General features: G+C 63.1%; 18 protein-coding genes. 9 read left to right on the forward strand and 9 right to left on the reverse strand.

Going from position 1 to position 20050, the window contains the following annotated elements:
• Nucleotides 1–97: 97 nt before the first annotated feature.
• Nucleotides 98–1975, reverse strand: a complete 1878-nt coding sequence (locus ACQ4WR_RS12450; protein ID WP_436487560.1) for a potassium transporter Kup — start codon at nt 1973–1975, stop codon at nt 98–100.
• 237 nt (nt 1976–2212) lie between these two features.
• On the opposite strand from ACQ4WR_RS12450, the gene rarD reads away from it, so the two are divergent.
• Nucleotides 2213–3103, forward strand: coding sequence for an EamA family transporter RarD (gene rarD, locus ACQ4WR_RS12455; protein ID WP_102292757.1), 891 nt, complete (start codon nt 2213–2215; stop codon nt 3101–3103).
• A 95-nt stretch (nt 3104–3198) separates the two neighbouring features.
• Nucleotides 3199–4866, forward strand: a complete 1668-nt coding sequence (ettA, locus tag ACQ4WR_RS12460) for an energy-dependent translational throttle protein EttA (RefSeq protein WP_436487562.1) — start codon at nt 3199–3201, stop codon at nt 4864–4866.
• Between the two features lie 71 nt (nt 4867–4937).
• Here ettA and ACQ4WR_RS12465 read toward each other — a convergent pair whose 3' ends face one another.
• Nucleotides 4938–5519: a porin family protein gene (locus ACQ4WR_RS12465; protein ID WP_436487564.1), complete on the reverse strand. Its 582-nt coding sequence runs from the start codon at nt 5517–5519 to the stop codon at nt 4938–4940.
• 225 nt (nt 5520–5744) lie between these two features.
• On the opposite strand from ACQ4WR_RS12465, the gene ACQ4WR_RS12470 reads away from it, so the two are divergent.
• Nucleotides 5745–6326, forward strand: coding sequence for a putative pterin-binding protein (locus ACQ4WR_RS12470; RefSeq protein ID WP_102292760.1), 582 nt, complete (start codon nt 5745–5747; stop codon nt 6324–6326).
• Between the two features lie 173 nt (nt 6327–6499).
• On the opposite strand, the gene ACQ4WR_RS12475 is transcribed toward ACQ4WR_RS12470, so the two are convergent.
• A complete protein-coding gene (locus ACQ4WR_RS12475; protein WP_102292761.1) occupies nt 6500–6862 on the reverse strand; it encodes a hypothetical protein in 363 nt (120 codons plus the stop codon).
• Between the two features lie 233 nt (nt 6863–7095).
• Between ACQ4WR_RS12475 and ACQ4WR_RS12480 the strand changes: the two genes are divergently transcribed.
• A complete protein-coding gene (locus ACQ4WR_RS12480; RefSeq protein ID WP_436487566.1) occupies nt 7096–8580 on the forward strand; it encodes a sensor domain-containing diguanylate cyclase in 1485 nt (494 codons plus the stop codon).
• A 10-nt stretch (nt 8581–8590) separates the two neighbouring features.
• Here the strand turns inward: ACQ4WR_RS12480 and ACQ4WR_RS12485 are convergent, their stop codons facing one another.
• From ACQ4WR_RS12485 to ACQ4WR_RS12510, 6 genes are all read right to left on the reverse strand, one after another.
• Nucleotides 8591–9433: a Rossmann-like and DUF2520 domain-containing protein gene (locus ACQ4WR_RS12485; RefSeq protein WP_436487568.1), complete on the reverse strand. Its 843-nt coding sequence runs from the start codon at nt 9431–9433 to the stop codon at nt 8591–8593.
• 9 nt (nt 9434–9442) lie between these two features.
• Complete coding sequence (locus tag ACQ4WR_RS12490; protein ID WP_436487569.1) at nt 9443–10030, reverse strand: DUF924 family protein; 588 nt, start codon at nt 10028–10030, stop codon at nt 9443–9445.
• A gap of 16 nt (nt 10031–10046) precedes the next feature.
• Nucleotides 10047–10787: an MgtC/SapB family protein gene (locus ACQ4WR_RS12495; protein WP_436487571.1), complete on the reverse strand. Its 741-nt coding sequence runs from the start codon at nt 10785–10787 to the stop codon at nt 10047–10049.
• On the reverse strand, nt 10788–11042 hold the full coding sequence (locus tag ACQ4WR_RS12500) for a hypothetical protein (RefSeq protein ID WP_102292766.1): 255 nt from the start codon (nt 11040–11042) through the stop codon (nt 10788–10790).
• On the reverse strand, nt 11042–12853 hold the full coding sequence (locus ACQ4WR_RS12505; protein WP_436487573.1) for an aminopeptidase P family protein: 1812 nt from the start codon (nt 12851–12853) through the stop codon (nt 11042–11044). The genes ACQ4WR_RS12500 and ACQ4WR_RS12505 overlap by 1 nt, the downstream gene beginning before the upstream one ends.
• 93 nt (nt 12854–12946) lie before the next feature.
• Nucleotides 12947–13645 (reverse strand): Crp/Fnr family transcriptional regulator, encoded by a 699-nt coding sequence (locus ACQ4WR_RS12510; protein ID WP_102292768.1) that lies wholly within the window; start codon nt 13643–13645, stop codon nt 12947–12949.
• A 180-nt stretch (nt 13646–13825) separates the two neighbouring features.
• Between ACQ4WR_RS12510 and ACQ4WR_RS12515 the strand changes: the two genes are divergently transcribed.
• The 5 genes from ACQ4WR_RS12515 to ACQ4WR_RS12535 all read left to right on the forward strand — a co-directional run bounded on the left by ACQ4WR_RS12515 (nt 13826) and on the right by ACQ4WR_RS12535 (nt 20028).
• Nucleotides 13826–15757 carry an AMP-binding protein gene (locus ACQ4WR_RS12515; protein ID WP_436487575.1) on the forward strand — a complete coding sequence of 644 codons (1932 nt, stop codon included), beginning with the start codon at nt 13826–13828 and terminating at the stop codon, nt 15755–15757.
• A gap of 14 nt (nt 15758–15771) precedes the next feature.
• Nucleotides 15772–16587 carry an ABC transporter ATP-binding protein gene (locus ACQ4WR_RS12520; protein ID WP_436487577.1) on the forward strand — a complete coding sequence of 272 codons (816 nt, stop codon included), beginning with the start codon at nt 15772–15774 and terminating at the stop codon, nt 16585–16587.
• 25 nt (nt 16588–16612) lie between these two features.
• Nucleotides 16613–17509, forward strand: a complete 897-nt coding sequence (locus ACQ4WR_RS12525) for a branched-chain amino acid ABC transporter permease (RefSeq protein ID WP_180979265.1) — start codon at nt 16613–16615, stop codon at nt 17507–17509.
• Between the two features lie 84 nt (nt 17510–17593).
• On the forward strand, nt 17594–18652 hold the full coding sequence (locus ACQ4WR_RS12530; protein WP_436487578.1) for a branched-chain amino acid ABC transporter permease: 1059 nt from the start codon (nt 17594–17596) through the stop codon (nt 18650–18652).
• A gap of 56 nt (nt 18653–18708) precedes the next feature.
• Nucleotides 18709–20028, forward strand: a complete 1320-nt coding sequence (locus ACQ4WR_RS12535; RefSeq protein ID WP_102292773.1) for an ABC transporter substrate-binding protein — start codon at nt 18709–18711, stop codon at nt 20026–20028.
• Nucleotides 20029–20050: the final 22 nt, after the last annotated feature.

The raw sequence follows: 20050 nt of genomic DNA on the forward strand, positions 1-20050 counted from the left end.
CTGGAGTTTAACAGGACTCGCGTAGCCCATTTGTAAGCAGACGTAAGCACGATGGTGCTTGTGTGCCAATACAACATTGGCACAAGCACCACATTCTCTAGATTTCCACCTGCGTGCCCAGTTCGATGACCCGGTTGCTCGGGATCTGGTAGTAGTCGGCCGCCGTGCGCGCATTGCGCGACATGGTGACGAACAGGTGCTCCCGCCACGGCATCATGCCATGTCCCGGCGTGGAGATGATGGTCTGGCGGGCGATGAAGAACGACGTTTCCATCATCTCGAAGTCCAGCCCCTGCTGCGCGCACTGCGCCAGCGCGGCCGGAATGTCCGGTTCATCCTTGAAGCCGTAGTGCACATTGACCTGGTAGCACTGGTGGCCCAGGTCCACCACGCGCACCTGCTCCGATGGCGCCACCCACGGCTCTTCATGCATGAAGACGGTGAGGAAAATGACGCGCTCGTGCAACACTTTGTTGTGCAGCAAGTTATGCAGCAGCGCATGCGGCACGCCGTCCGTTTCGCCGCGCAGGAAAATGGCCGTGCCAGGCACGCGCTGCGGCGGCGCGATGAACAGCGAGGCAAGGAAATCGTCGAGCGGGATCGCGTGCTTTTCCAGGTTCTGGAACACCAACTGGCGGCCCCGCTTCCAGGTCAGCATGACGATGAACAGAATCGAACCCAGCAGCAGCGGGAACCAGCCGCCATGGAACAGTTTCAGGGCCGTCGCCGACACCAGATTGACGTCGATGATCAGGAAGAAACCCGTGGCGGCCCAGCACAAGGCCAGATTCATCTTCCAGCGGTAGCGGATGACGAAGAAGGTCAGGATGGTGGTGCACAGCATGGTGGCAGTGACGGCGATGCCGTAGGCGGCGGCCAGGTTTTCCGAGGAGCCGAAGCCGACCACGGCCAGCAGTACCACGCACAGCTGCAGCCAGTTCACGGCGGGAATATAGATCTGGCCGATTTCGCTTTCCGACGTGTGGCGCACGCGCATGCGCGGCAGGAAGCCCAGCGCGATGGCTTGCTTGGTCATCGAGAAAGTACCGGATATGGTTGCCTGCGAGGCAATCACGGTGGCCATGGTCGACAATATCACCAGTGGATAAACGCTCCAGGCACCCAGCTGCTGGTAGAACGGATTCGAGACGGCTTCCGGATGCGCCAGCAGCAGGCCACCCTGGCCCAGGTAGTTCAGCGCCAGCGCGGGGAAGGCGATCAGGAACCACGCCATGCGGATCGGTTTCTTGCCGAAGTGGCCCATGTCGGCGTACAGCGCCTCGGCGCCCGTCAGCGCCAGCACCACGGCGCCCAGCGCGACAAAGGCCACAAAGCCGTTGTTCATCAGGAAGGTGGCCGCGTGGATCGGGTTCAGCGCGGCCAGGATCTGCGGCGACTTGATGATGTTGACCACGCCCATGCCGGCCAGCGCGGCGAACCACAGCACCATGATGGGCGCAAAATAGCGGCCGATGCCGGCCGTGCCGTGCGACTGCACCGAGTACAGGGCCACCAGCACCACCATCGTCAGCCACACCACATGCGGGCTGAAGGCGGGCGTGGCCACTTCCAGGCCCTCGATGGCCGACAGCACGGAAATGGCCGGCGTGATCACGCTGTCGCCGTAGAACAGGGTGGCGCCGAAGACGCCGATCACCATCAGCGGGAAATGCCAGCGCGACAGGCGGCTGACGGACGACAGCACCAGCGCCATCAGGGCCATGATGCCGCCCTCGCCGCGGTTGTCGGCGCGCAGCACCAGGGTCACGTACTTGAGCGAGACGATCAGCGTCAGGCCCCAGAAGATCAGCGAGACGATGCCCAGCAGGTTGTCGTGCGACAGCGCCAGGCCGTGGGCCGGGTCAAAGACCGTCTTCAGGGTGTACAGCGGACTGGTGCCAATGTCTCCGTAGACGATGCCGACGGCGGCCAGGGTCATGCCGGCCAGGCCGCTTTTTTTGTGTTCCGACGTCAAGGTTGCACCCGTTTTTGTTTTGTTGCATCGCACAATATGATAGGTATTAGCAAATAGCAAGAGTATTTTTGCATGGTTCCGCAGCTGCCCCAAGGTCGTTGTTTTGTGCCGTTCCGCCATGTCGCGCGGGCTTGCGGCCGTTGATTTGTTGCCATTCTACGCCTCGCCAGCGGCGCCGGGCAGCCCCCTGTGTTTTCAGCGATAATGACAGACTGACCACTCTCCAGCGCCCCCATCATGAATCCAGGCATGTTGTACGCCTCCCTCGCCTTCCTGTGCTGGGGTCTGTTTCCACTCTACTTCCATGCCATTGATGAGGTCGCACCGCAGGAAATCCTTGCGCACCGCATGGTCTGGTCGCTGCTCTTCCTGGGTATCGTGCTGACCATCCGCCGCCAGTGGGGCTGGCTGGCCAGCCTGCGCGGCCAGCCGAAAGTGGTGGCCAGCTTCGTGGCCAGCGCGTTCTTGCTGTCGGCCAACTGGTTCATCTATATCTGGGCCGTCAACAACGGCCACGTGGTCGACGCCAGCCTCGGCTATTTCATTACGCCGCTGATCAATGTCATGCTGGGTTTTATGCTGTTGCACGAGCGCCTGCGCCGCCTGCAGTGGCTGGCCATCGGCCTGGCCGCCTGCGGCGTGGCCTGGCTCACCTGGCAGGCAGGACAGATTCCCTGGATCGCCCTGCTGCTGGCCGGCTCGTTTGGCGGCTATGGCCTGCTGCGCAAGACGGCCGCGCTGGGCGCGCTGGAAGGGTTGTCGTTTGAAACACTGATTCTGTTCCCCCTGGCGCTGGCCTATATGCTGTGGCTGGGCTGGCAGGGCCAGAGCGGCTTCGTCAATACGGATTCCACGGCCACGCGCGCCCTGCTGCTGGCGTCCGGCCCCATCACGGCCATTCCCCTGCTGCTGTTCGCCGCCGGCGCGCGGCGCCTGCCGCTGGCCGTGCTGGGCTTGCTGCAATACATCGCCCCCACAGGCCAGCTCCTGATCGGCGTGTGGGTCTTCCATGAATCATTCACGCAGGAACGCATGCTGGGCTTCCTCGTCATCTGGACGGCGCTGGGCCTGTATGCGGCCGAAGGCCTGTGGACGTCGCGCCGCGCGCGCAGCGCCAGCGCCGCCTAGCCGCCCATGGGGTCCGTTTCCGCAGCGCACAGCGCTGGCCGGAAACGGGCGTTTACCGTATCCTGTCCGTCTTTGTATATCACCCGAGATTTCTAATGGCAAATTACGTCTACACCATGAATCGCGTGGGCAAAATCGTTCCGCCCAAGCGCCAGATTCTGAAAGATATTTCCCTCTCCTTCTTCCCAGGCGCGAAGATCGGCGTGCTGGGCCTGAACGGTTCCGGTAAATCGACCCTGCTGAAAATCATGGCAGGCATCGACACCGACATCCAGGGCGAAGCCGTACCGATGCCGGGCCTGAACATCGGCTACCTGCCGCAGGAACCGCAGCTCGATCCGGAAAAAACCGTGCGCCAGGAAGTCGAATCGGGCCTGGGCGAAGTGTTTGAGGCACAAGCCAAGCTGGAAGCCGTGTACGCCGCCTACGCCGAGGAAGACGCCGATTTCGACGCCCTGGCCACGGAACAGGCACGCCTGGAAGCGATCATTTCGACCTCCGACGGCGGCAATTTGAACTTGCAGCTGGAAATGGCCGCCGACGCGCTGCGCCTGCCGCCATGGGACGCCACCATCGGCGTGCTGTCCGGCGGTGAAAAGCGCCGCGTGGCGCTGTGCAAGCTGCTGCTGTCGAAGCCCGACATGCTGCTGCTCGACGAACCGACCAACCATCTGGACGCGGAATCGGTCGACTGGCTGGAACAATTCCTGCTGCGCTTCCCCGGCACCGTGGTGGCCATCACCCATGACCGCTACTTCCTCGACAACGCGGCCGAGTGGATCCTGGAACTGGACCGCGGCCACGGCATTCCATGGAAGGGTAACTACTCGACCTGGCTGGACCAGAAGCAAGCCCGCCTGAAGCAGGAAGAAGCGACGGAATCGGCGCGCCAGAAAGCGCTGCAGAAGGAACTGGAGTGGTCGCGCCAGAACCCGAAAGCGCGCCAGGCCAAGTCGAAAGCCCGCCTGGCCCGCTTCAACGAGCTGTCCGAGCACGAATACCAGAAGCGCAATGAAACGCAGGAGATCTTCATTCCCGTGGCCGAACGCCTGGGCAATGAAGTCATCGAGTTCAAGAACGTGTCGAAAGCGTTCGGCGACCGTTTGCTGATCGATAACTTGAGCTTCACCGTGCCGCCAGGCGCCATCGTCGGCATCATCGGCCCCAACGGCGCCGGTAAGTCGACCCTGTTCAAGATGATCACAGGCAAGGAAACCCCGGATAGCGGCGAAGTGGCCATCGGCCAGACGGCGCGCGTCTCCATCGTCGACCAGAACCGCGATAGCCTGGCTGACAACAAGTCCGTCTTTGAAGATGTGTCCGGCGGCGCCGACATGCTGACCGTGGGCCGTTTCGAGATGCCGTCGCGCGCCTACCTGGGCCGCTTCAACTTCAAGGGTTCGGACCAGCAGAAGCAAGTGGGCAACCTGTCCGGCGGTGAACGCGGCCGTCTGCACCTGGCGAAAACCCTCTTAATGGGCGGCAACGTCCTGCTGCTCGATGAACCGTCGAACGATCTGGACGTGGAAACCCTGCGCGCGCTGGAAGACGCCCTGCTGGAATTTGCCGGCAGCGTCATGGTCATCTCGCATGACCGCTGGTTCCTCGACCGTATCGCCACGCACATCCTGGCGTTCGAAGGCAACTCGCAAGTGACCTTCTTTGACGGCAACTATCAGGAATACGAAGCGGACAAGAAGAAACGCTTGGGCGAAGAAGGCGCGAAACCAAAACGTATTCGCTACAAGCCTTTGACGACGTAATGTACGTCTAAGAAGGCAAAAAGGCAGTCACCTCGCGGTGACTGCCTTTTTTTCAGCATATTTCTAAACCATTAGAAATTGTAGCGTGCGCCCAAAGCCAGGCCCGTAGCCTTGTGGCCCTGGTCGGCGCTCTTGCCGAAGTGTTCCACTTCCGCCGTCAGCGAAACTTTCTCGTTGATCGCGTACTGGGCACCGACGGAAGCGTACACGCCCGTCTTGTCATTGCCGCTGATGCCGGTCGACAGGCCCGTACCGCTCAGGCTATTCTTGACCTTGGCCACGCCCAGCTTGCCGAACACGCCGACCTTGTCGGTCACGGGCATGGTGGCCTTGCCGGCCAGGTAGTAGCCGTGCGAATCCGTTTTCACGCTGCCGTTGCCGGCGCCGGTGACGTAGCTGTAATCCTTGCTGCCGAAATCGGCGTAGCCGCCCTCGATGGCCCAGGTCTGGTCGAAGTCATAACCGGCAAACACCTTGCCGCCAGCCTTGTAGCCGCTGTGGTTATCGGCACTGGTGGCGCCAGGAATATCGAAGTTATAACGGTTGCCCGTGATGCCAGCACCCACGTAGGCGCCTTCGGCGTGCGCGGCGCTCATGCCGGAAAATGCGGTAACGGTAGCGATCATTGCAAACAGGATATTCTTCTTCATCATGTTCTCTCTCTCAAATTAGTTGACGTGCCTGGATTCGCAGTTCAGCGAAGTGCGATGACTACACAATAACAGCCGAAAAAAGCTACGTCTTTCTCCATTGCGTAAGAACTGTGACAAGATGTAAGCCGAGATTGCAAACTGACAATAACGGCAAATAGCGCACCGTTGAGCGAACTTAAGATAGACTTAAGCCCATTAGCGATTTTCAGTCAACAGGAGAGGTGCATGCATAAACGCCAGTTTCTCGCCGCCGCCATCGCTGGCGCGGCCCTGCCCGCCATCGCCCGGGCGGCGCCCGCCGGCCTGCGCGGTCCGGCCCTGCTGACCGTCACGGGCAGCATCGACAAGCCCAACCGCGGCCCGTTCGATGCCGTGCGCGACCAGATGATGCACAAGCAAAAGATCAGTTTTGAACGGGCGCGCGCATTCGACTTCGCGGCGTTGAGCAACTTGCCGGCGCGCACTATCCGCCCGACACTGGAATACGATGGCAAGGCGCACGCCTTGCGCGGACCGCTGCTGGTGGACGTATTGAAAGCGGCGGGCGCGCCCGAAGACGATGCCGTGCGCCTGCTGCTGCGCGCCGTCGATGGCTATGCGGCGGCGCTGAGCATGGCGCAGGCGCGCACGCAGCGCGTGATCGTCGCCACCCACCTTGACGGGCAAGCCATGGCGCTTGGCGGCCTGGGCCCCCTGTGGGCCATCCACGATGCGGACCGCATCCCGGCCCTGGCGGCGCTGCCCCTGGCCGAACGTTTCAGCCATTGCCCGTGGGCGCTGTATCACATCGGCGTAGAGGCGGGCTAAGGTGGGCTAAGGTGGACTAAGGTGGACTAAGGCAGCTTGCCACGCCAGGCAACACCGTAGCGGGCTGCAGTGATGTGTGGCCGCGAAGCGCAGCCGTGCTTGAGCACGGGGGCGCCGAGCCGGTGAGCATGGCCTGCCGCACAGCGCGCGGCGCAGCAGGTTTTGACCGGCGTTTAAGCGTAGGCTTCCGCCATCGACATGACGCGCGGCGTGATGGTGATGCCGTGTTCCAGGAACAGGGCCGTGATGGCTTCCACGTTCTGCGTACACTCGTCCGTCTTCCAGCCCTTGAAAATATCGGTGCCGTCTTTCTGGAAATGCACATCCAGCACCTTGCCTCCATCCTTGTGCAGGTAGGGCGAACTATAGGTGTTCTCGAAGCCGAGCGCCTTCAACTGGCTCAGCAAGGCGTGCGGCGGGTGATCCGGATCGGTGGCCAGGAACACGCCAAAAGTCTTGCCAGGTGGCTTAGCGGCGATGTCGACCTCATAAATGCCGGGGGCTTTGCTGACGGACGTACTTTTTAAAAATAACATGCAACACTCCTTGCGCGTGGCGCCCTGCGCCGGAAACAGGCAGCAAGACAGGGTGATGCGCGATGCTTCCCCTCGTCAAATCTTATTGCTTATTTGCATCTTTGTCGACAAATCGGCACTTTTATTTGGTAAGTCGTGGTTATCTTGTCGCGTTCGCCAGCATAAATTGCCAATAAGGCTAGATATCATTGCACCTATATCAGGCCTGCTGCATACTTTTGGCTTGCGTAAAGATGGCCGCCAGCCACCCTCCCCTCGTCTCCATGCGTCTTCTGTCGATCAAATACCGTCTGCTCATCCTCCTGACCCTGATCCTCGGGGCCGGCTTCATGGCGACCAGCCTGGCCAGCTACCTGGCCTCGCGCAAGGCCATCGAGCACGGCATCGCCGACCAGACCCTGCCTTTGACGGGCGACAATATCTATTCAGAAATCCAGAAAGACATGCTGCGCCCCGTCTTCATCTCCTCGCTGATGGCGCACGACACCTTCGTGCGCGACTGGATGCTCGCCGGCGAGCGCGATCCGGCGCAGATCGTGCGCTACCTGGCCGAGGTCAAGAAGAAATACGGCGCCATCACCAGCTTTCTCGTTTCCGACAAGAGCAGCAAATATTATTACGCGGAAGGCACCCTGAAATCCGTCAGCCCGGAAGCCACGCGCGACATCTGGTACTACCGCGTGCGCGCCATGGAGAACAGCGACTATGAGACGAATGTCGACGTGGACATGGCCAACCGCGACAGCATGACCATCTTCATCAACCACCGCGTCTATGACTACCACGGCGGCTTCATCGGCGCCACGGGCATCGGCCTGACCCTGGCCACCATGAGCCACATCATCGACCGCTACCAGGCGCGCTTCCACCGCAATATCTATTTTGTCGATGGCGCCGGCACCCTGGTGTTGTCGGGCAAGAGCATGGGCAACGGGCACGGGAATATCCGCAAGCTGCCCGGCGTCAATACCATCGCCGGGCAGATCATCAACCAGCGGAGCGCGCCCACGCACCTGTCCTACCAGCTGGGCCATGCGCAAATCCTCGTCAACTCGCGCTTCATTCCCGAACTGGGCTGGTACCTGGTGGTCGAGCAGAATGTCAGCGACGAAGTCAAGTCGCTGCAGGGCGTGTTCTTCCTCAACCTGGCCATCAGTTTTGGCGTGACCCTGCTGGTATTGCTGCTGACCTTGCTGACGGTGAACCGCTACCAGCGCCGCATCGAGCGCATCGCCTCGACGGACGCCCTGACCGGGCTGTTGAACCGCCAGTCGCTGGAATTGCTGTTCCAGCGCGCCATGCTGCAGTCGCGGCGCACGGCGCAGCCGATGTCGGCCATCCTGTTCGATATCGATTTCTTCAAGCGCGTCAACGACACCCACGGCCACCTGTGGGGCGACAAAGTGATCCGCAGCGTGGCCGGCGTGGCGTGCGCCACCGTGCGTGCAAGCGATGTCGTCACGCGCTGGGGCGGCGAGGAATACCTGGTGCTGCTGAACGACTGCAGCCTGGCGCAGGCGCTGGAAGTGGCGGAAAACCTGCGCGCCGCCGTCGAAGGACACGATTTCGGCATGCCTGCGCCGCAGGTGCCCGTGACGATCAGCCTGGGCGTGGCCGAATACCGGCTCGACGAAAGCGAATCGGCCTTCTTTTCACGCGCCGACAGCGCGCTGTACCAGGCCAAGCATCACGGCCGCAACCGCGTGCACGCCGCTTGACCTTGACAGTTCAGCGCCGCGACTTGCGCCTGGCCAGGTCCTGCGTGGGCGCCACCAGGGCGCGGTACAACTCGCCCGTGGACGCATCCCATTGCTGCACCGCCTGCTGCTGGCGTTGCACGGTGGCCGAATCGCCGCGCGCGATGGGGCCGGACAGCGCCGGCGCCGCCCCCAGGCGGAACACGTTCGCCACCGCTTCCGTCACCAGTGGCTGGGCCAGCTCGCGTGCCACCGGTTCCGGGATGCCGGCCGCCTGATAGGCGCGCAAGGCCGCGTCGAGCACCGTCACCAGGTAATTGCTGGCGAAGACGGCGGCGGCGTGATACAGGGTCTTGGCGGCCGGATCGATCGGCACGGGGCGCGCGCCGATGGCGATCAAGGCTGGCGTGAGGAAGGCCAGCGCCAGCGGGTCGCCCTCGACGCCGCAAAAGGTGCCGTCAAAGGTGGCGGCCACCTGCTGTGGATCGGCAAAGCTGCGGATCGGGTGGGCACTGGCCACCGAGGCGCCCGCCTGGGTGGCCGCCAGCAGCACGTTCGAGGCCAGCGCGCCGCTGCAGTGGAAGACGATGGCGCCCGCCTGGCGCCCTTCCGCCACCAGGGCCGCGCAGGCGGGGCCGATCTGGTCGTCGGACACGGCCAGCAGGGTGACGTCGGCGTGGCGCAAGGCAGCATAACTGTCGACAGGCGTGCCGGCGCCAATGAAGGCGACAGCCGCTTGCGCCGATGCCATCGAGCGTGTCAGCACATCCTGCACCAGGATTTTTCCACCCTGCGTGCCCTCGGCCTGCGCAAACAAACGGCCCAGCACGCGGCCCACGTGGCCGGCGCCGATGATGTTCAAGGTAACGTTCATGGCAACAATCTAGAAACTCGATCCCGGGTGGCGCAGGAATTCCACCTCTTGCGGCGTGGAAGCGCGACCCAGGATGGCGTTACGGTGCGGGAAGCGGCCAAAGCGGGCGATGACTTCCTGGTGGCGCTGGGCGTAATCGAGCATGCTCTCGAAACCCGGATGCGCCTGCGACAGCAGCTGGAACAGTTCGACGGCGCGCGCCTGCATGGCCAGGTCTTCCGCATGCTCGAACGGCAGATAGACAAAGGCGCGCAGCATCGGCGGCAGCTGCTGGTCCAACCCTTGCTCGGTCAAGAATAGCGCCAGGGCCAGCGCCTGCGCATCGCCGGCAAACGCGCGCGGCGTGGCGCGGTGGACATTGCGGGTAAACTGGTCGAGCACGATGATGCGCGCCAGCGCGCCATGCGGCGTCGCTTCCCAGTCGCGCAAGCCGCCATCGATGGCGGCGTCGATCAGCGCGCCAAACCGCCCGGCGATGCGCGCGTCGAAACTGTCGTCCTTGCGGAACCATTCCGCGCGCGCCTGGCCGTAGCCTGGCTTATCCGCTGGCAAAAACCAGAAATCGAGTACTGCCTGCGCTTGTGCGTCCATGTGCATTCTTCCCGGTAGCGTGTCAATTGCGGGCATGCGACAGCTGGAAGCCGGCGATGCCGTCGAAAGCGGCCAGTTCGGCCGACATGGCCGACAGGCTGGCGCCCGCGTTCCTGCCATGCGCGATGGCGACAAAGCGCCACTCCTGCATGCCGTCCGTGCTGCCGATGGTCAGCGAGCCGCCGGCGATGTCGTAGCCGCGCTTGGCCGCCATGCGCCGCAGCGCATCCTCGCGCGGGATAAAGCCCTGCTTGAAGCGCATGGTGATGGCCACCGCGTGGCGCGAGGGCAGCAGGTTTTCCAATTTTGACAGGAAAATCATCGCCATCGCGCACAGGAAGGCCAGGCCCATGGCCGACAGATAAAAGCCGATGCCCACCATGATGCCGATCACGGACGAGGCCCAGATCGAGGCGGCCGTCGTCAGGCCGCTGATATTGAAGCCCTCGCGCATGATGACGCCGGCGCCGAGGAAACCCACGCCCGTGACGATGCCCTGGATGACGCGCGTGGGGTCGCTGCCGACGATGGCGCCATGGCCGCCGTACCAGAATTCCGGATAACCGCCCAGCACCGTCAGCGCGGCCGAGGCCATGCACACCAGGCTGTAGGTGCGCATGCCCGCCGCGCGCCCGTGGTAGGAGCGCTCATAGCCGACCAGTAGACCCAGCAGCAGCGCACCGAGCATGTTCAGCAGGATCACGCCATTCGTCGCCAGTTCGGCCGGCGACCAGTACGCGCGCAGGAAGTCGATGGTCGGCATTTAGTCCTGGGACTTTTTGGTCAGCTGCTTTTCAAACGCCACATCGAGCTTGCTGACGCGGCGCGCCTTTTGCGGCCCCAGGCCATTGACGAAGGCGACAAAGGCATCGAGTTCCAGCGGCGGGCACAAAGGCGGCAAGCCGGGGCCTTCGGTGAGGAAGAACAGCTCGTCGCCCGTGCGTGCCATCGTGTACAGGCGGTGGCCGGTGCGTTCCTTCAGCCGCTCGATGGCGGAGGTGGCGCGGGTCGAGCGCATCAGATGGCTCCCGTGCGCTGTTCCAGCCACGCCAGCGCATCGCCCGACAATAGCGGCGCCAGGCGCGCACGCACCGTGGCGTGGTAGTCGTTCAGCCAGGCCGCCTCGTCGTCGCGCAGCAGCGAACGCTCGACGCAGCGCGTGTCGATCGGGCACAGGGTCAGGGTCTCAAAACGTAAAAACTCGCCGAACTGCGTCGTGTCGGCCGCTACGTTCAGCACCAGGTTCTCGATGCGGATGCCCCACTGGCCGGGACGGTAGATACCCGGCTCGACGGAAGTGATCATGCCCGGCTCCATGGCCGTCTGCGGCTCCGGCATGGCCGATTGCGAAATCGACTGCGGCCCTTCGTGCACGTTCAGGAAGAAGCCCACGCCATGGCCCGTGCCATGGCCAAAATCGATGCCTTCTGCCCACAGCGGCGCGCGGGCGATGGAATCGAGCATGGGCGACTTCACGCCGCGCGGGAACTGCGCGCGCGACAGCGCGATCATGCTGCGCAAGACCAGGGTGAAATCGCGCCTGTGTTCGGCCGTGATACTGCCGACGGGCACCACGCGCGTGATGTCCGTGGTGCCGCCCAGGTACTGGCCGCCCGAATCGATCAGCAGCAGGCCGTCGCCTTCGATCGTCGCCTCGCTACCGGCATGCGCGTGGTAATGCATGATGGCGCCGTGCGCATTGAAGCCGGCGATGGTGCCGAAACTGGGGCTGACAAAGCCGGCACGGCGGGCGCGCGCGGCCGTCAGGTGTTCGTCGACGCCGATTTCCGTCAACGGCGCGCGCTGCGGATCGGCAAGGGTGCGATCTAACCAGCTGAAAAATTCGCACAGGGCGGCGCCATCCTGCTCCATGGCGGCGCGCACGTGCGCCGCTTCGCTGTCCGTCTTGCGCGACTTGGCAAACGTGGTGGGGTTGATCGCTTCCACCACGCGCACGCCGTCGGCCACGGCCTGGCGCGTGCCGAAGGTGATGCGGCGCGGGTCGAGCAGCAAGGTAGCATCGGCCGGCAAGGCGGCCAGCGCGGCGGCCGTGCGGTCATATGCGGCCACGTCCACGCCTTCGCTCTCCAGGGTGGCGCGCAGGGCGGCGGCTATCTTGCCGTCGGCGACGAACAGGGTGGCGCGCTCGGGGCCCACCAGCGCATGGGCCAGGAAGACGGGGTTGTAGCTGACGTCGGCGCCGCGCAGGTTGAACAGGTAGGCGATATCGTCGAGCGTGGAAATCACATGGTGGCTGGCGCCGTGCGCCGCCATGCTGGCGCGCAGGGCCGCCAGTTTCTGCGTGCGCGACAGGGCCGGATATGCGGCCACGTGCTCGTATACGGGTGCGGCCGGCATGGCCGGGCGTTCGGGCCACACGCCGTGCAGCACGTCGGTATCCGTGCGCAGGGTCACTTGCGCGCCCAGCGCCTGCCGCAGCAAGCGCGCATTGGCCAGGCCCAGCACGGCGCCGTCGACGGCCACCGTCTGCCCCGGCTGGATGGTTTCGCCCAGCCAGTCGATATACAGCACGCTGGCGCCGGACGGGATTTTCTTCAGGACGATGCCGCTGCCGGCCAGTTCCGTTTCCGCCTGCTCCCAGTAGCGGCCATCGGTCCACACGCCGGCAACATCCTGCGTGACGACCAGGGTGCCGACGGAGCCCGTAAAACCCGACAGCCATTCGCGGCCCTGCCAGCGCGCCGGCAGGTATTCGGACAAATGCGGGTCGGCCGAGGGCACGATCAGGGCATCGATTCCCTGCGCGCGCATGGCGGCGCGCAGTTCGGTCAAACGGGAGGCGGGGGTACTCTGGACGGATGTCTGCATGGCGGCGAAAAGGTGCGGTGCTGGGAAGCGCCTATGATACCGCGATTAGCCGGGCGCTTGCAGGGCGTTGCGGCGGCGCGGCTTCATTCGGCTTCATTCGGCATCATCGGCCTCGTAGCGGCGCAAGCCGTCCAGGTCCAGCACGCGGATGCCGCCGTAATCGAGGCGCAACAAACCCTTTTTTTCCAGCACCTGCAAGGCCTGGTTGGCGCGCTGGCGCGAAGAACCGGACAGCAGGCCGATTTCCTCCTGCGACAGCTGCACCAGGGTTTCCACGCCCGGATACAGATGCGAGTTGAACATCGACGCCAGGCAACGGGCCACGCGCGTGTTCAGGTCCAGCAGGCGCTCGTTTTCCACCATGCCGATGAACTGGCCCAGGCGCTCGTTGAGCTGCATCAGCAGAAAGCGCGTAAACGGCAGGCTTGTTTCCAGCAGCCAGTGGAAGGTCGCGCCGGGCAGGCGCGCCACGCGCGTGTCGCGCAGGGCCATGGTGTCGTATTTGCGGATTTCATTCTTCAGCAATGAGCCTTCGCCGAACCAGCTGCCAGGCGGCACGCCGATGAAGGTCATGGCCTTGCCGGAGGCGGAAAAATTATTCATCTTGACCATGCCGCTGATGACGCCGATCCAGTTGTCCACCGGCTCGCCCTTGCGGCAGACAAAGCCGCCTTTCGGCACGAACGTTTCAAACACATCCGCCTCGACCCGCGCCAGTTGGGCGGGGTCGAGCAGCTGTGCCCAGTGGGCCGCGCGCACGGCATCCTTGAGGCTGATATCAGGGTTGGTCATTGTGCGATGCACCATCGAAAAGTGGGTAAATGTCCCCGAAAAGACAACTCGGCAAACTAACGCAAGCTACTATCATTGCACAAACGCCTTACACATAAAAAACACAGAGCGCCATCCAACGAGGTGGGGCCTGAGACAAGCAACAGGGAGACACTGGTGCAAACGAATACCACAGCAGCAATGCCGACTTTTCCGCGGCGCTTATTGCAACACGGGACAGTACGATCCGACAAGCCCGCCTTTCGCGAAAAATACCTGGGCATCTGGCAAACCTGGACCTGGTCCGAGGTGAATGACGAAGTACGCGCGCTGGCCTGCGGCCTGGCCGCCATCGGTTTCCAGCGCGGCATGAATTTGGCCATCATTGGCGACAACCGCCCGCGCCTGTACTGGGCCATGCTGGCCGCGCAAAGCCTGGGCGGCGTGCCCGTGCCCCTGTACCAGGACGCGCCAGCCGCCGACATGGCGTATGTGCTGCAGGATGCGCACATCCAGTACGCCATCGTCGAAGACCAGGAGCAGGTCGACAAGCTGCTCGAACTCAAAGCTCTGTATCCGCACGTGGCCCACATCGCCTATGACGATGAACGCGGCATGCGCCACTACCGCCAGCCGGAACTGATGTCGTTTGCCGCCCTGCAGACGCTGGGGCGGGCCTATGACCGCGAACATCCGGGCTTTTTCGACGCCGCCGTGGCGGCGGGTGCCGGCAGCGACTCGGCCGTGATCCTCTACACCTCGGGCACCACGGGCAAACCGAAGGGCGTGTGCCAGAGCCACACGGCGCTGCTGGCCGCGGGCGAAGGCTGCGTCGCCTTCGACAAGCTCACCGACAATGAAGACATCCTGTCCTACCTGCCGATGGCGTGGGTGGGCGACTGCCTGTTCTCACTGGCGCAGGCCATGGTGGCGGGCTTTACCGTCAACTGCCCCGAATCGGGCGACACGGTGATGATCGACATGCGCGAGATCGGCCCCACCTGCTATTTTGCGCCGCCGCGCGTGTTCGAGAACATGCTCACCAGCGTGATGATACGCATGGAAGACGCCAGCCGCATCAAGCGCCGCATGTTCAGCCATTTCATGGACGTGGCCAAGCGCTGCGGCGCGCAGATCCTCGATGGCAAGCCCGTCCCGCTGGCGGACCGCCTCAGCTACCAGCTGGGCAGCCTGCTTGTCTACGGCCCGTTGAAAAATGTGCTGGGACTGTCGCGCGTGCGCGTCGCTTATACGGCCGGTGCCGCCATCGGCCCGGACCTGTTCCGCTTCTACCGCTCCATCGGCGTCAACCTCAAGCAGCTGTACGGTTCCACCGAAACCTGCGCCTATGTGTGCCTGCAGCCCGATGGCAACATCAAGTTCGACAGCGTCGGCTTGCCCGCACCCGGCGTGGAAGTCAAACTGGCGGCGAATGGCGAAGTGCTGGTGAAGTCGCCCGCCACCATGAGCGGCTACTTCCAGCGCCCTGACGCCACGGCCGAAGTGATCGACGATCACGGCTACTTCCATACGGGCGACGCGGGCGTGTTCGACAGCGAAGGACATCTGAAAATCATCGACCGCGCGGCCGACGTCGGCAAGATGAACTGCGGCGCCATGTTCGCCCCCAACTACATCGAAAACAAGCTCAAGTTCTTCCCCTTCATCAAGGAGGTGGTGGCCTTCGGCCATGCGCGCGACCAGGTCTGCGCCTTCATCAATATCGACATCGAAGCCGTGGGTAACTGGTCCGAGCGGCGCGGCATCGCCTATTCCGGCTACACGGACCTGGCGGCACGCGCCGAAACCTATGGCCTGATCCGCGACTGCATCGAGCAGGTCAACGCGGAACTGGCCGCCGATCCGCTGATGGACCGCACGCAGGTGCACCGCTTCTTGGTGCTGCACAAGGAGCTCGATCCCGATGACGATGAACTGACCCGCACGCGCAAGGTGCGGCGCAAATTCATCGCCGAAAAATACGCGGTGCTCATTTCCGCCCTGTACGACGGCAAGACAACGCAGTACATCGAGACCCAGGTGAAATTCGAGGACGGCCGCACCGGTTCAACCAGCGCCGACCTACAGATCTGGGACAGCAAAACGTACCGGCCCCAGGGCCTGGCCGCATGATGGAGCACAGCACGATGCTAATGAACGAACCCGACGCCCATTTCGGCACGGCCCGCAAGGCCGGCCCCGTGATTCTCGACCTGAAGAATATCTCGCTGTCGTTCGGCGGCGTAAAGGCGCTGACCGACATTTCCTTCGACGTGAAGCAGCATGAAATCCGCGCCATCATCGGCCCGAACGGCGCCGGCAAAAGCTCGATGCTCAACGTGATCAACGGCGTGTACCGCCCGCAGCAGGGCGAGATCATCTACCGCGGCGAACACCGGCGCGGCATGGACTGCTATGCGGCCGCCAAGTCGGGCATCGCGCGTACCTTCCAGAACATCGCCCTGTTCAAGGGCATGACGGTGCTGGACAACATCATGACGGGGCGTAACCTCAAGATGAAGTCGAATTTCCTGCTGCAGGCCCTGTACTGGGGTCCGGCGCGGCGCGAGGAAATCGAGCACCGCAAGAAGGCCGAGGAGATCATCGACTTCCTGGAAATCCAGGCCATCCGCAAGACGCCGGTGGGGCGTTTGCCCTACGGCTTGCAAAAGCGTGTGGAACTGGGCCGCGCGCTGGTGGCCGAGCCAGAAATTTTGCTGCTCGATGAACCGATGGCCGGCATGAACGTGGAAGAAAAACAGGACATGTGCCGCTTCATCCTCGACGTCAACGATCAGCTGGGCACGACCATCGTGCTGATCGAACACGACATGGGCGTGGTGATGGATATCTCGGACCGCGTGGTGGTGCTCGACTACGGCAAGAAGATCGGCGACGGCACGCCCGACGAGGTGCGCAGCAACCAGGATGTCATCAACGCGTACTTGGGTGTAGCCCACTAGCACCAGACCAGGGATAACAATGAATATCAATTTTTTCTTTGAAGTGCTGATCGGCGGCCTGCTGTCGGGCGTCATGTACGCGCTGGTGGCCATCGGTTTTGTGCTGATCTACAAGGCGTCGGGCGTGTTCAATTTCGCGCAAGGGGCGATGGTGTTCTTCGCCGCGCTCACCTGCGTGGGTTTCATGGACAAGTTCGGCCTGTCGCTGTGGCTGGCCATTCCGCTGACGATGGTGACCATGATCGTGCTGGGCATGGCGATTGAAAAAGTGGTCTTGCGCCCGCTCGTCAACCAGCCCGAGATCACCCTCTTCATGGCCACCATCGGCCTGACCTTCTTCATCGAAGGCCTGGCCCAGCTGATGTGGGGTTCGCAGGTGCACAAGCTGGACCTGCCCATCGAAGACGTGCCGATGCCCTTCCTGATGGACCATTTCAATATCATCGTCTCGCAGTTCGACGTGGTGGCGGCAGGCATCTGCGCGCTGCTGGTGATTTGCCTGGCCCTGCTGTTCTCGAAGACCAAGGTGGGCCGCGCCCTGCGCGCCGTCGCCGACGACCACCAGGCGGCGCTGGCCGTGGGCATACCGCTGCAGCGCATCTGGGCCGTCGTGTGGGGCGTGGCGGGCCTGGTGGCCCTGGTGGCCGGCTTGCTGTGGGGCGCCCGCAACGGCGTGCAGTTCGCCCTCACCTTCGTTGCCTTGAAGGCCTTGCCCGTGCTGATCCTCGGCGGCTTTACCTCGGTGCCAGGCGCCATCGTCGGCGGCCTGATCATCGGCGCCTCGGAAAAACTGGCGGAAGTCTACATCGGCCCCATGGTCGGCGGCGGCATCGAAGGCTGGTTCCCGTATGTGCTGGCCCTGCTGTTCCTGCTGGTGCGCCCGGAAGGCCTGTTCGGCGAAAAGATCATCCGGCGAATATAACGCCACCGTCACAGCATCGTAGGTCGGGTTAGCGCATGGCGCGTAACCCGACAACAGCCAACACAGCGAGCAAAGGACCATCCCATGATTTACCGTGAAGCAGGACAATTCAAGACCAGCTACCAGGCTGACAACCAGATCTTCCCGATCCGGCAAGACCGCCTGGCCTTGACGGCGACCCTGATCGCCGCCGTGTTCATCCTGCCGTATTTCGCCTCGCCGTACATGCTCTCGGCGATCCTGATCCCGTTCCTGATCTTCGCCCTGGCGGCACTGGGCCTGAACATCCTGACGGGCTACGCGGGGCAGCTGTCGCTGGGCACGGCCGCCTTCATGGCCGTGGGCGCGTTTGCCTCGTATAACTTCATGGCGCGCCTGCCAGGCTTGCCGCTGCTGGTGTCCTTCATCCTGGGCGGCCTGTGCGCGGCCATGGTGGGCATCGCCTTCGGCCTGCCGTCCTTGCGCATCCGCGGCTTCTACCTGGCCGCCTCCACCCTGGCGACGCAGTTCTTTGTTGTCTGGTGCCTGACCAAGATCCCGTATCTCACCAACTACAGCTCCTCGGGCGTGATCACGGTGCAGAAGATGAGCATCCTCGGCTACCAGTTCGATACGCCGCAAAGCAAATACCTGCTGGTGCTGGCCATCGTCACCGGCATGGCCCTGCTGGCCAAGAACATGATCCGCTCGAACGTGGGCCGCTCGTGGATGGCCGTGCGTGACATGGACATGGCGGCCGAAGTGATCGGTTTCCGGCTGATGCGCACCAAGCTGCTGGCCTTTGCCGTCAGCTCGTTCTACTGCGGCGTTGCCGGCGCACTGTATGCCTACGCCTACCTGGGCACGGTGGAACCGGAAGCGTACAACCTGGACCTGTCCTTCCGCATCCTGTTCATGATCATCATCGGCGGCGTCGGCTCAATTCTCGGGTCCTTCCTCGGCGCGGCCTTCATCGTGCTGCTGCCCGTCTTCCTGAACACCATCGCGCACGGCCTGGCATTGCCCACCAGCGTGGCCTCGAACCTGGAACTGATGGTGTTCGGCGCGCTGATCATCTTCTTCCTGATCGTCGAGCCTCACGGCCTGGCCAGGCTGTGGCAGATCGCGAAAGAAAAGTTGCGACTCTGGCCCTTCCCTCATTAAGTTTTTGCAGTCGATGTCGGTTCACTTGAATACCACATAAAACAAGAGGAGACACAATGAAACACATCAAATCGCTCATGCTGGCCACGGCCATCGCCAGTGCCGCACTCACCATCTCGGCCAGCGCGCAGGCCCAGGAAAAGGAGCAGTACATCGCCCTGCCATCGTACCGCGTGGGGCCGTACGCGGCCGGCGGTTCCGGCTTCTACGGCGGCATCATCGACTACTTCAACCTGGTCAACCAGGCCGGCGGCGTCAATGGCGTCAAAATCAGCTGGGAAGAATGCGAAACGGAATACAACCCGTCGCGCGGCGTGGAATGCTATGAACGCCTGAAAACCAAGCAGGGCGGCGCCACCCTGGTGGAAACCCTGTCCACGGGTGTCGCCTACGGCATCCTTGACCGCGTGGCGCAGGACAAGATCCCCATGACGATGATCGGCTACGGCCGCTCGGACGCCGCCAACGGCAAGGTCTTCCCATATGTGTATCCGCTGATCTCCAGCTACTGGAGCCAGGCCGCCGCCATGATCAAGTATTTGGGCGACAAGGATGGCGGCATGGACAAGCTGAAGGGTAAAAAAATCGTCCACCTGTACCACGATTCGGCCTTCGGCAAGGAGCCGCTGCCCGTGCTCGAAGCGCTGTCGAAACAGTACGGCTTTGAATTGGTCAAAATTCCCGTCGCGCCGCCCGGCAGCGAACAGCAGTCGCAATGGCTGCAGATCCGCCAGGCCAAGCCGGACCACGTGATCCTGTGGGGCTGGGGCGTGATGAACTCCGTGGCCATCAAGACGGCGCAGCGCAACGGCTTCCCGCGCGACAAGATGCTGGGCGTCTGGTGGGCCGGTTCCGAGGAAGACACGATCCCATCGGGCGACGCGGCCAAGGGCTACACGGCGATGACCTTTAATACCCCCGGCAACTACCCCGTGCTGGACGACATCCGCAAGAAGCTCTATGCGTCCGGCAAGGGCAACCTGTCCGACCAGTCGCGCATCGGTTCCGTCTACCACATGCGCGGCGTGACGGCCGGCATCCTGTGGGTCGAAGCCATCCGCACGGCGCAGGAAAAATTTGGCAAGGGCAAGCCGATCACGGGCGAGCAGATGCGCTGGGGCCTGGAAAACCTGAACGTCGACGATGCGCGTCAAAAAGCCGTGGGCGCGCTGGGCATGTTCCCGACCGTGAAAACCAGCTGCGACGACCATGAAGGCTCGGGCGCCGTGAAGGTGCAGCAGTGGGATGGTAAGAAGTGGACCGCCATCACGCCGAAATGGATCGTCGGCGACAAGGCCCTGGTGCGCAAACTCGTTGAGGAATCGTCGGGCAAGTACGCCGACGAGAAAAAAATCACGCCGGCGTGCATGAAGTAAGCGGCTTTCGGGGTGGTGTCGG

Origin of the sequence: Janthinobacterium amylolyticum (assembly GCF_051380655.1) — a bacterium.
Taxonomy (GTDB): domain Bacteria; phylum Pseudomonadota; class Gammaproteobacteria; order Burkholderiales; family Burkholderiaceae_D; genus Janthinobacterium.